7 protein-coding genes, 2 tRNA genes and 1 pseudogene are annotated in these 13,296 nt (G+C 41.8%); 2 read left to right on the forward strand and 8 right to left on the reverse strand.

What is annotated here, in order from left to right:
- Nucleotides 1-74 precede the first annotated feature (74 nt).
- The 5 genes from purB to yaaA form a co-directional block, all read right to left on the reverse strand.
- On the reverse strand, nt 75-1,421 hold the full coding sequence (purB, locus tag CJF29_RS20340; protein ID WP_074636629.1) for an adenylosuccinate lyase: 1,347 nt from the start codon (nt 1,419-1,421) through the stop codon (nt 75-77).
- Nucleotides 1,422-1,562: 141 nt separating this feature from the next.
- A tRNA-Val gene (locus CJF29_RS20345) sits at nt 1,563-1,637 on the reverse strand.
- 35 nt (nt 1,638-1,672) lie between these two features.
- A tRNA-Val gene (locus CJF29_RS20350) sits at nt 1,673-1,747 on the reverse strand.
- A gap of 187 nt (nt 1,748-1,934) precedes the next feature.
- Complete coding sequence (locus tag CJF29_RS20355; RefSeq protein ID WP_004297187.1) at nt 1,935-2,480, reverse strand: sugar O-acetyltransferase; 546 nt, start codon at nt 2,478-2,480, stop codon at nt 1,935-1,937.
- A 3-nt stretch (nt 2,481-2,483) separates the two neighbouring features.
- The gene (yaaA, locus tag CJF29_RS20360) at nt 2,484-3,257 is read right to left on the reverse strand and encodes a peroxide stress protein YaaA (protein ID WP_004297186.1); all 774 of its coding nucleotides are present in this window, start codon (nt 3,255-3,257) and stop codon (nt 2,484-2,486) included.
- Nucleotides 3,258-3,395: 138 nt separating this feature from the next.
- On the opposite strand from yaaA, the gene CJF29_RS20365 reads away from it, so the two are divergent.
- Nucleotides 3,396-5,378: a family 20 glycosylhydrolase gene (locus CJF29_RS20365; protein WP_099146037.1), complete on the forward strand. Its 1,983-nt coding sequence runs from the start codon at nt 3,396-3,398 to the stop codon at nt 5,376-5,378.
- A 101-nt stretch (nt 5,379-5,479) separates the two neighbouring features.
- On the opposite strand, the gene carB is transcribed toward CJF29_RS20365, so the two are convergent.
- Nucleotides 5,480-8,701: a carbamoyl-phosphate synthase (glutamine-hydrolyzing) large subunit gene (gene carB, locus CJF29_RS20370; RefSeq protein ID WP_009000244.1), complete on the reverse strand. Its 3,222-nt coding sequence runs from the start codon at nt 8,699-8,701 to the stop codon at nt 5,480-5,482.
- Between the two features lie 427 nt (nt 8,702-9,128).
- On the opposite strand from carB, the gene trpS reads away from it, so the two are divergent.
- Complete coding sequence (gene trpS / locus CJF29_RS20375; protein WP_004297181.1) at nt 9,129-10,223, forward strand: tryptophan--tRNA ligase; 1,095 nt, start codon at nt 9,129-9,131, stop codon at nt 10,221-10,223.
- A 90-nt stretch (nt 10,224-10,313) separates the two neighbouring features.
- Here trpS and CJF29_RS20380 read toward each other — a convergent pair whose 3' ends face one another.
- Nucleotides 10,314-12,659, reverse strand: a complete 2,346-nt coding sequence (locus CJF29_RS20380; protein ID WP_099146038.1) for a DUF2339 domain-containing protein — start codon at nt 12,657-12,659, stop codon at nt 10,314-10,316.
- Between the two features lie 369 nt (nt 12,660-13,028).
- A pseudogene (locus tag CJF29_RS20385) lies at nt 13,029-13,268 on the reverse strand (transposase domain-containing protein); the annotation flags it as partial.
- Between the last annotated feature and the right edge of the window lie 28 nt (nt 13,269-13,296).

Raw genomic sequence — 13,296 nt, forward strand, 5'->3', positions numbered from 1 at the left:
TTTTTTATTCGAATAAAATTAGACTTTGGCCTCACGGCCTATTTAAAAAACACGTTTATTATATAAGTAAACAATTAAAGCCCCGTATATGTATGGGGAGTGATTGCTCTTAACTCTTTTTTAATATCTTCGCTTACATTCAATTCTTCGATAAACTCTTTAATAGAACTTTCTGTAATAGCTTGGTTGGTGCGGGTTAACGCTTTCAAAGCTTCATACGGATGCGGATAAGCCTCACGGCGCAGAATGGTTTGAATAGCTTCTGCCACTACGCTCCAACAGTTATCCAAGTCACGATAGATAGCTGGTTCGTTCAGCAACAGTTTACGCAATCCCTTCAAAGAACTCTGAATAGCAATCATGATATGACCGAAAGGCACACCTACATTACGCAGCACTGTCGAGTCTGTCAAGTCGCGCTGCAAACGGGAAACAGGAAGTTTCACAGCCAAATGTTCCAGGATAGACGTTGCTATACCCAGGTTACCTTCCGCATTTTCAAAGTCAATCGGATTCACTTTATGCGGCATGGCACTCGAACCCACTTCTCCGGCTTTGATCTTCTGCTTGAAGTACTCCATAGAGATGTACTGCCAGAAGTCACGATTCATATCGACCATAATCGTATTGATACGCTTCATACTATCAAAAACAGCAGAAAGGTTATCATAGTTCGAAATCTGTGTAGTATATTCTTCACGCTCCAATCCCAGTTTCTCTGCAACAAACCGATTACCGAATTGTTTCCAGTCATATTGAGGATAAGCTACATGATGCGCATTGTAATTTCCGGTAGCACCACCAAACTTAGCGGTAATCGGACATGCCTTCAGCATAGCCAGCTGACGTTCGAGACGGTAAACGAATACCATCACTTCCTTGCCTAAACGAGTAGGAGAAGCCGGTTGACCGTGAGTTTTGGCAAGCATTGGAATGTTAGCCCATTCTGTCGCATAGGTTTTCAACTGTGCAATCAGCTCTTCAATCAACGGGTAATAAACCCGCTCCAATGCCTCTTTGATAGAAAGAGGAACAGACGTATTGTTAATATCCTGAGAAGTCAATCCGAAGTGGATAAACTCTTTGTAGTCATCCATTCCGCCCATCTTGTCAAATTCTTCTTTCAGGAAGTATTCTACAGCTTTCACGTCGTGGTTAGTTACACTCTCGATATCTTTAATGCGCTGTGCGTCTACTTCAGAGAAGTTACGGTAGATATTCCGTAAAGTTTCGTACACATTGCTATCGATTCCTTTTAATTGCGGCAAAGGGAGTTCGCACAAGGTGATAAAGTATTCCACCTCTACCTGTACACGGTATTTAATCAGTGCAAATTCAGAGAAATAAGCTGCCAAAGCTTTAGTTTTGCCTCTATATCGACCATCAATCGGAGATATGGCCGTTAATACATCAAGTTCCATACGTTTTCTTAGATAATTATCAGACTGCAAAATTAACTCTTTTTCCTGAGTTATAGAGCAAAAGGATAGAGAAAGTTTGTATAAAAGCGGTAAGAAATAAAAAAAGCCTCACGAATTTCTTCGTAAGACTCTGTTTTATAGTGGGCGTTGACGGATTCGAACCGCCGACCCTCTGCTTGTAAGGCAGATGCTCTGAACCAGCTGAGCTAAACGCCCTTGTTAATGAGCCGGAAGTGTTTCGTTTTTTTGTGTGGGCGTTGACGGATTCGAACCGCCGACCCTCTGCTTGTAAGGCAGATGCTCTGAACCAGCTGAGCTAAACGCCCGTACACTTCCGTTTCAAAAGCGATGCAAAGGTACGGCATTTTTTGAATTCTGCAAACATTTCATGTATTATTTTTCAAGAAAGTTTTTGCGCAATAAAGAAAAGCTCTGATTATCAACAAATAATACAAAAAAGTTTTTTTTCTCACAACTTTCACTTCGTCCAGTCTGTCTACCAGATAAAGCAACTTATTTACGAATCACCCGTGCCGGATTCCCGACTGCAACACTGTCGTCGGGAATATCTTTCGTCACAACACTCCCCGCTCCTATCACACAACGATTACCAATCGTCACACCGGGACAGATAATAGCGCCGCCACCAATCCAGCAGTCTTCGCCAATCGTCACCGGATAAGCATATTCCTTAGAGCCTCTTCTTTCCTGATAATCCATCGGATGATGAGGCGTATAAATCTGCACACAAGGACCGACCAGTGTATGAGTACCAATTGTGATATATCCTCCATCCAGGAAAGTGCAATTGGCATTAACAAACACATGTTCACCCAACTTGATTCCGTCTCCGTGATCGCAATGGAAAGGCGGGCATATAATGGAAGTTTCAGGAATCCCCGGTACCAACTTATCCAATAATTCTCTATAACCCTCATCGTACGTACTCATTCCCCGCATACGTGCCAATAGTTTTTTGGCATGTTCAAAACGTACCTGCAACTCCGGTGCAGACATATCAGCCAACTGGCTACTACGCATCTTCTCAACTTCCGTCATACCTTATATTTCTTTGCCGTTAGTAAATACAAACTTCTTTTCGTTCGAAAGAGATTCGTTAAATTCAAACCCTTCCCAAGAGAAGCTTTTCAGATCCTCCGGATTTTCAATTCGATTCTTCAGAATGAACCGTGTCATTTCACCACGGGACATTTTGATATATATTACTATCGAAGCCAATTTTCCATTCTTCCATACTTGAAATTCGGGAGTGATGACATGCACCTCTTTTTCCACCCGCTTCCAATCAAACAAGCTTTTCATCTCGTCACTGGCCAAATTGCAAAGTATGCCGCCGGCTTTCTTGATGTCTTCAATGAACACATCCGTCAAACGGGACTGCCAATAAGAAAACATCGTCTGATTACCCAGTTCAGGCAGCACTACATCTCCTTCCAACCGATAGGAACGAATAACGTCCAAAGGCCTCAACAGTCCATAACAAAAAGAAGTCAGCCGCAAGTGTTCCTGCGCATATTCAAATTCTACTTTCGAGAAATCTTTTGCATTCAACCGTTTGAACACAATTCCGGTATAAGCCAATAAAGCAGGCAGTTCCGGTGTACCCTCCGCATGAAAAGCCTGATAACGCTTGTAATTTTCCACAGCTATTTTAGCATTCACACGCAACAGGCGTTCCAGTTCGTCCACCGAAAACTGTGACATCTGCAAAGCAATCCCGGAAGCTTCTTTTTGAAATCGTGGAACCGTTTTCAAAGGAACTTTCACCTTTGAAGTTTCACTCATAGTCTTGGCACAAGATAGAAGTACTAACATTGTTAAATCTGATTTTATCTTTTCGAAAAACAAAAATAAAAAATAAATCGCTTCTCTTGCTGGCTAATAGACAGATTATCCCTAAATTCAGCCAATAATTAACTTTAATCATTTATTAATAACAAAAACACCCCCATTATGACATACACACTAATCCCCCTGAAAGTGTTATGCTTATTGACAATCTTCTGTTTGTATGGCAGTTTATCCTATGCCAGCGTAAACTCTAAACCTTTTGTTGTCCCCGAACTCAAACAATGGACAGGAAAAGATGGTAATTTCACTCCGGGAACAAATGCGAAGATAGTATGCACCTCTGCAAATCCAGAATTGCTGAGAATAGCCCAAATGTTTGCCGACGATTATCAGCAAATGTTCGGAAAAACATTAAGCGTAACTCAAGGCAAAGCCACACCCGGAGACTTCATCCTATCACTGTCAGCTGACAAAAAGCTGGGAGAAGAGGGTTATGAAATCAAGATTACCGATCGGATCACGACTTCTGCTCCCACCCCGACAGGGCTTTACTGGAGCACACGTACCCTCTTGCAAATAGCAGAACAAAGCCAGGAGCACTCATTTCCCAAAGGAATAATCCGCGACTACCCCGACTACTCCATCCGGGGATTCATGATAGACTGCGGTCGTAAATTCATTCCGATGAGCTATCTTCAGGATCTGGTAAAAACAATGGCTTATTACAAGATGAATACCCTGCAAGTCCATCTGAATGATAATGGATTCAAGCAATATTTTGATAACAACTGGGACAAGACTTATGCTGCTTTCCGTCTGGAGTCCGAAACTTATCCGGGACTCACAGCCCGCGACGGTTCTTATTCTAAAAAAGAATTTATTGATTTTCAGAAACAAGCTGCAACCAACTTTGTAGAGATTATACCGGAAATTGATATTCCGGCACATTCATTAGCATTCACTCATTACAAACCGGAAATTGGGAGCAAGGAGTACGGAATGGATCATCTTGACTTATTCAAACCGGAAACCTATCAATTTGCAGACGATCTGTTCAAAGAATACCTGAAAGGTGACGACCCTGTATTCGTGGGCAAGCGTGTGCATATCGGTACCGACGAATACTCGAATGCCAAGAAAGAGGTAGTAGAAAAATTCCGGGCTTTCACCGACCATTATATCCGGCTGGTAGAAGGCTTTGGCAAACAAGCCGTGATATGGGGCGCTCTCACTCATGCTAAAGGAGACACCCCTGTCAAATCAGAAAATATCATTATGAATGCCTGGTATAACGGATATGCCGACCCAGCAACCATGATAAAAGACGGCTACCAGCTAATCAGCATTCCGGATGCAATGGTTTACATTGTTCCATTAGCTGGTTACTATCAGGATTATCTTAACGAGGTATTTTTATATAAAGAATGGACACCGGCACATATCGGGAAAGCCGTATTCGAAGAAAAGCACCCTGCTATTCTCGGTAGCATGTTTGCCATCTGGAACGACCATGCAGGTAATGGAATTTCCGTGAAAGACATTCATCACCGTGTATTCCCTGCGTTACAAACTCTAGCAGTAAAGACATGGACAGGGAAAGAAACCAGTCTGCCATTCGAAGTGTATAATGAAAAGCGTAGTGCTATCAGTGAAGCCCCCGGAGTCAATCAATTGGGAAGAATCGGCAAGAGTCCGGCATTGGTATATGAGCGTTCTACCGTTGCTCCCGGCAGCACTTCCACTTACCCGGAAATCGGCTATAATTATACAGTCAGCTTCGACATTACCGGAGCACCAGAGAAAAGCGGAACAGAATTGTTCCGTTCACCCAATGCCGTATTCTATCTAGCAGATCCAATTCGAGGGATGATGGGTTTTGCATGCGATGGTTATTTGAATACGTTCCCATATAAAGTGAATCCGGGAGAGAAAGCGACCATTCAGATTGAAGGCGATCATCGTAGTACCACACTCAGAGTAAACGGAAAGGTTGTTGAAGAAATGAACATACAGAAATGTTATTTCAATGCAGGAAAAGATTCTATGAGTTATATACGCACATTGGTTTTCCCGCTCGAGAAAGCCGGAAACTTCAATAGCCGGATAGAGAATCTGAAAGTACACAATTATCGTGTAAGCAAATAACAGAAAACATCTATTCGCAACAAGACAACTTAAACAAAAAACTCCCCCTTTGGCATTCCAAAGAGGGAGTTCTTTTTATTTTGATAAACAGCTAAAGCAGTTTATTTATATTCCTGCCAGCTCTTGATCTGAATATCACCCAATTTCAATTCACAGAATGCTTCGATAAAGGCACTTGCCAGACGAGCATTTGTAATCAATGGAATGTTGTGATCGATTGCACCACGACGGATACGATAGCCATTCGTTAATTCACGTTTGCTATGATTCTTCGGAATGTTTACGATCAGGTCAAACTTATGGTCAGCGATCATCTTCATTACATTATTCTCTGCACCTGGTTTCTCATCCGGCCAGTAAACCGGAGTCGCGTCTACTCCATGAGCATTCAGGAATGCAGCAGTTCCGGCAGTAGCATAAATCTGATATCCCTTAGCAAACAGCATACGGCTGGCATCCAGCAAATCCACTTTCGACTTCATAGCACCGGAAGAGAACATAACTGCTCTTTCAGGAATCTTGAATCCGGTAGCAATCATTGCATTCAGCAATGCTTCAGAGAAATCATCACCGATACATCCAACTTCACCTGTAGAAGACATATCCACACCCAATACCGGGTCAGCCTTGTGCAGACGAGAGAAAGAGAACTGAGATGCTTTTACACCAATCCAGTCGATATCAAATGCAGATTTATCCGGACGTGAGTACGGAGCATCCAACATGATGCGGGTAGCTGTTTCGATGAAGTTACGTTTCAGTACTTTAGAAACAAACGGGAAACTACGAGAAGCACGCAAGTTACATTCGATTACTTTCACTTCGTTGTTACGAGCCAGGAACTGGATATTGAACGGACCGGAGATATTAAGTTCTTTAGCAATCTGACGGCTGATTTTCTTGATACGGCGTGCCGTTGCAAAGTAAATCTTCTGTGCCGGGAATACCAGTGTAGCGTCACCGGAGTGAACACCGGCAAATTCCACATGTTCAGAAATTGCGTATTCCACCACTTCACCATTCTGGGCAACAGCATCAAATTCAATTTCTTTTGTATTTTCAAGGAATTGAGAAACAACTACCGGGTATTCTTTAGAAACTTCGGCAGCCATCTTCAGGAAGTTTTCCAATTCTTCGTCATCGTAGCAAACATTCATAGCAGCTCCCGAAAGAACGTAAGAAGGACGAACCAATACCGGATAGCCTACTTTTTCTACGAATCCTTTCACCTCTTCGAGACTGGTAAGTTCCATCCATGCCGGCTGGTCGATACCCAGTTGGTCGAGCATAGCAGAGAACTTGTTACGGTTTTCAGCACGGTCGATAGAGATCGGAGAAGTACCCAATACAGGAACCGACTGGCGGTAAAGTTTCATAGCCAGGTTGTTCGGAATCTGTCCACCTACAGAGACAATCACACCGCGAGGTTGTTCCAGATCGATTACGTCGAGTACACGTTCGAACGAAAGCTCGTCGAAGTACAGACGGTCGCACATATCATAGTCAGTAGAAACTGTTTCAGGGTTGTAGTTAATCATGATAGATTTGTAACCCAATTTGCGGGCTGTCTGAACGGCATTTACCGAACACCAGTCAAATTCAACCGAGCTACCGATACGGTAAGCACCCGAGCCCAGTACCACTACTGATTTTTCATTCTTATAATAGTTTACATCATAACCTTCTACTGCATAAGTCATATACAGGTAGTTAGTCAGTTCCGGATGTTCGGAAGCGATGGTATTGATACGTTTTACAGCCGGAAGAATACCCAGAGCCTTACGATGAGCACGCACTGCCAGGTTTTCTTTCTCCATGTTTCCGGTTGGATTCAGTACGAAACGAGCAATCTGGAAGTCAGAGAAACCTAATACTTTCGCTTCACGCATCACGTCAGCCGGAATATCTTCTACCTTATTATAAGCAGACAATTTAGCTTTGTAGTCTACGATATTTTTCAGTTTGCCAAGGAACCAGGGATCGATCTTAGTCAGGTCGTGGATACGTTCGATAGTATAACCTTCTTCCATGGCCTGTGCGATAGAGAAGATACGCAAGTCAGTCGGACGGGAAAGTTCTTTATCCAAATCGTCAAAGTGCAGTTCGTCGTTACCTACGAAACCGTGCATACCCTGACCAATCATACGAAGACCTTTCTGGATGATTTCTTCGAAAGAACGGCCGATAGACATGATTTCACCTACCGACTTCATGCTTGAACCGATTTCACGAGATACACCGGCAAACTTAGTCAAGTCCCAACGAGGAATCTTACAGATGTAATAGTCAAGTTCAGGAGCTGAATATGCAGAATTCGGAGTCCCCATCTCACCAATCTGGTCGAGTGTATAGCCAAGCGCTACTTTAGCAGCAACGAATGCCAACGGATAACCGGTAGCTTTAGACGCCAATGCAGAAGAACGGCTCAAACGGGCATTTACTTCAATCACACGGTAGTCGTCCGTATCAGAGTTGAAAGCATACTGAATGTTACACTCACCCACGATACCGAGGTGACGGATACATTTAGTAGAAAGTTCTTTCAACAGAGTCAATTCTTTATCATCCAGTGAACAGGTAGGAGCCACTACGATTGACTCACCGGTATGGATACCCAGCGGGTCAAAGTTTTCCATGCTGGCTACTGTGAAGCAATGGTCGTTAGCGTCACGGATCACTTCAAATTCGATTTCTTTCCAGCCTTTCAACGATTCTTCTACCAGAATCTGTTTAGAGAAAGCAAAGGAGCTTTCAGCCAATTTCAGGAATTCTTCTTCGTCGGCACAGATACCGCTACCAAGACCACCCAATGCATAAGCAGAACGTACCATGACAGGATAACCGATTCTGCGTGCAGCAGCAATGGCATCTTCCATGTTTTCTACTGCCTGGCTAACCGGAGTCTTCATCTCGATTTCGTTCAGTTTCTTCACGAACAAATCACGGTCTTCTGTATACATGATAGCTTCTACCGATGTACCAAGCACCTTTACTCCGTATTTATCAAGAATACCCTGTGTGTAGAGTTCCGCACCGCAGTTCAACGCAGTCTGTCCGCCGAATGCCAGCAAGATACCATCAGGACGTTCTTTCTTGATAATTTCTTCTACAAAATAAGTATTTACGGGAAGGAAATACACTTTATCGGCAATACCTTCAGAAGTCTGAATGGTTGCGATGTTCGGGTTTACCAATACTGAGCTGATACCTTCTTCTTTCAAAGCTTTCAGTGCTTGTGAACCAGAGTAGTCGAACTCTCCGGCTTGTCCGATTTTGAGTGCTCCAGAACCCAAAACGAGAACTTTCTTGATTTCCTTTTCCATTTCTTTTGTTGTTATAATAAGTTGTTATTTCTAAGTTCGTCCATAAAAAAAATGCGTTACCCTCAAAAAAGGATTAACGCATTACCAAAGAACTAAAATATCGTTTTTGGAGAAAAGAGAAGAAGTCTGCCGTTTCCGGGTGCAAAACATCCGAATGTAGATAATACTTACTTCTGATTTCCTGTTGATTCATTGTTAATATCAAAATTTGTGCAAAGTAACGACATATTTTGCAAATGACAAAAAGAAACGTTCATTTTTTACTGAAATAGTTTACCGCGTCAATGAAACGGTTGTTTTTTCCGTTAGCTTTTTAATGAATACTTTTTTATCATAGTAAGCACAAATCATGAAGTAACTACATTTTGATGTATCTTTCAGTTTTTATCCTTATCTTTGTCGCCATTATATAATAAGGTAATAAAATATGGGAAAAGAAAAAATCATATTGACGGGCGACCGTCCTACCGGAAGACTTCATATCGGTCACTATGTAGGCTCGTTGAAACGCAGAGTTGACCTGCAAAATGCAGGTGATTATAGCAAGATGTTTATCTTCATTGCCGATTCGCAGGCATTGACAGACAATATAGACAATCCGGAGAAGGTGCGTCAGAATGTAATTGAAGTAGCCCTTGACTATCTGGCTTGTGGCATAGATCCGTCTAAAGCTACCATCTTCATACAGTCGCAAATTCCGGAATTATGCGAGCTTAGTTTCTATTATATGGACCTTGTAAGCGTATCTCGCCTGCAACGTAACCCGACTGTGAAATCGGAAATCCAGATGCGCAACTTTGAAGCAAGTATTCCTGTAGGTTTCTTCACTTATCCTATCAGCCAGGCAGCGGACATCACAGCATTCCGTGCAACAACTGTCCCTGTGGGTGAAGACCAGGAACCAATGCTTGAACAGGCTCGTGAAATCGTTCGCCGTTTCAACTATATATATGGTGAGACATTGGTAGAACCGGAAATCCTGTTGCCGGACAATGCAGCCTGCCTGCGTCTTCCGGGAACTGACGGTAAAGCTAAAATGAGTAAATCACTCGGAAACTGTATCTACCTTTCGGAAGAACCGGAAGAAATCCAGAAGAAGATCATGAGTATGTATACCGATCCGGGACATCTCCGTGTACAAGACCCGGGAAAGATTGAAGGTAACACCGTATTCACTTACCTTGACGCCTTCTGCCTCCCCGAACATTTCGAACGCTACTTACCGGATTATCCGAATCTGGCAGAATTGAAAGCACATTATCAACGCGGTGGACTGGGCGACGTAAAAGTGAAACGTTTCCTGAATTCTATTATGCAAGAAATACTCGAACCGATTCGTAATCGTCGTAAAGAGTTCAGCAAAGATATTCCGGCTATCTATGACATGCTTCAGCAAGGATGCGAAGTAGCCAGAGCTGCTGCTGCCGAGACTTTGGCAGATGTGAAAAAAGCAATGAAGATTAATTATTTCGATGACAAGGAGTTAATCGAGGAACAGGTAAAACGTTTCTCACAGGAATAAGGAAGTTTGCATAAAAACGTATCATATAAAGTAAAGGCTGCCTACTCTAAGAAAGAATGGCAGCCTTTATTATAATATATAATTTAAGATTTAGCTAACTTCATCTTCATCATTCTTGAATAATACATCCTTTAATTTCTGATAAAGGAATGAAAGTATCAGTAATATCAGTCCGAGAATGATGAATACAATGATCTTACCGATAGTAGGCATTGCCCACAAATCATCAAATACAAGTTTAAGCAGAACGATTCCAAAAGTCGAAAGGCTTATCATGCGCATGACTTTCTGATGCAAACGCATCCCTAGTCCCATCTGAACAAATCCGGCAATACTTAATGAAAGCGAAAGTCCGGCACTGAAATCATCCACTCCTACCTGCCAGAGGAAAGAGCGTACCATTGTCACCCAAAGAAGAGTGACCAGAATATTGAGATAAATAGTGAAACGACTCTTGATGCCGATTAATAGATAGTATTGGCGTGCCACATAGCATATATTCGCTATTACAAATGCTGCCGTGAACCATCGTAGTACAACAGGCACAAAAGCCATGTTCTCCCATTGATCTCCCCATATATTTATGATATATACAAGCGTATTTATCCCAATAGCTAACATATAGAAAGTCAGACATTGGGTGATCGGGAATCGTTTTCTAAAAGCATAACAAACACTCGAAATGGCAATGGCAGTAAACAAGAACATTGCTCCGCTCCTCGTAGCTCCCTCAAAATGCAGGTGAAACTCCATCATAAATGTATAATAAAGTATGGCTACAGAGACAAAAAGCATGAAAGGATTCCAGAAACCATATTTCAGTTGACGGGCTGTAGAGAAGAATGGTCTATAATACCCCATCAACAGAGCAAATGCTCCCATAGCCAGCCCTACAAACAAAGAGGTGGCAAATGAACTGTTCAGGAAAATAGTGCTGACAGCATGATGCTCATGCATTACTACATTATATATATCCATCAGGTAAGAAATAAAGGTGAGTCCCACCAGTATCTTTGCCGCATATTCATATACCCGGATTCTCGACTTGATATAAAGCCATAATAATAACACCATTTCTGACGCCCAAACTAATGTTATATAGTTTCCATCCAACTGAATCGGAACGGTAATAGAGACAAATGTCAACACAAGCCCCAGAGTGGTATACACCAGGAATTTATAGTCTTTCCGGCTCTTCCATAACCAAAGCACCAGTCCTAAATTAACAAGAGCAATGAACAGGCTCAACAAACCGCTTGCTTTGAAAGACCATCCCATATTCCGCAAGAACAAAGCTCCCGAAAGCAGATAAATAAAGTTATTCGTTATAATGACGAATACCAGCCCCCGACTCATTGTTCGCATATCTTCCCCACGAAGAATAGAGAACACCGGAAGTAGAAAGATAAAATAAAACAGAGTGGTAAACAAAAACAAGTGCTCCGAAATAACTGTAGAACTGGAGGTATAGCTAAATAAAAGAAAGATTCCCATTATCAGCCAGGTAAAGACAAATGAGATCATCGGAAGCTCACCCCACTTCTTATAAATGGAAAGTCCGAACATACCGAGATTCAGGATACTTACATAAGTGAACAGTACCAGATAACTTCCCTCTCCACTGCTTACGATGAAAGGTGCAAGAAATCCTCCGACAAGTGAAATGATGGCCAGTTCGCGCCGATTGTATACCACAGACAAAACAGACATAAATACAGTGACGCCTATCAGAATGATAAACGCCATAGTCTGCGAGAAGATATGATAATAATGGAATGCAATGGCAACCGTAAGATAGAATACAGCAAAAGCACCACCCGCAAGCAACGAGCTAAATGTACGATACTTCTTTTGCAACCGTTCGGCAACGGCCAGTAATACAGCTCCCGTCAGGAAACCAAGTACGGTACGGAAAGTCTCATTGATCCAATTCTTATCAATAGCATACTTCACAAAGAAGCCTACACCGATGACGAATATTAGGATACCGATCTTTCCGAAGAGATTCTCACCGATGAACTTCTCATAGTTCACTTGTTTCTTTTGTTTCGGAACAGCCTCAACACAAACATCTTCCAGTTCTGTTTCAACCGTCTTTTCACGTGTTCCTTCCAGTGCCTCACGGATAACTGTTTCAACAACCGGCTTCTGTTTTTCCGGTACAGTTTCTTTTTGCTGTTTAGTCTCTAGTGTCGAAGTTTTTTCTATTATTTGAGGTGATGCAGAGATATCTTCGTTTTCCTTTTTCAATGCTTCTCCTTCAGGCTTTACCTTTTCAGTAACCCCTCTTTGCTGAACTTTGAGATAATCATCCATCCGTTTTTTTATCTCGTTCAGTTCTCTTTCTATCTTCCCAAAACGATTATCCAGCCTACTCAATAAAACAAAAAACATAATTAAAACGAATAGTGCGTATACGGTATTTATATCGTCCATAATATTTTAGATTTGAGTTCCATATCACAAATATATAAAATATTGCTACACAGAGCGATTATTCCAGTAAGAATGATTCAAATCAAGAGTGAATTAACAGAGATTCAAGCCCTTTCACTTTGCTTTGTATGTAATTTCATTATAGCTAATCAGAATATCATTATAGCTAAAAGGAAGATGCTAATAGCAAAAACAAATATGCTAATAGATTATTTTTTTCATTGGGATGATTAAAAAAAACATTGCAGTGTTTGCCACAATTAATGCAATGATTTTAGAAAGCACTGTAATGACATTTTTTCGATATGTAAGTAAGCGTCTCCGCGATTCTATATAGTGTATTAAAATAAAAAGGCTAATGATCCCTTTTTAGTCATTAGCCTTTTCCCATCTGTCAGGAAGCAGTTCCCTGTATTTTTCAATTGGTGTGTTCGGTTGCCATTCGGCTGTTCTGTTTATCACATCCGTGAGATACTCAAATAAATTCACTTTATGCATCCTACAAGTGAGTGCTATCGTATAGAGTATGGCGCCTCGTTCGGCCCCCTTATGGCTGCCGAAGAACAATGAGTTTTTTCTTGATAAGGATATGTACCGGTTCATCCGTTGTCGAGTAGACCAAGGGAATTTCACCCTC

Origin of the sequence: Bacteroides celer (assembly GCF_002632415.2) — a bacterium.
Taxonomy (GTDB): domain Bacteria; phylum Bacteroidota; class Bacteroidia; order Bacteroidales; family Bacteroidaceae; genus Bacteroides.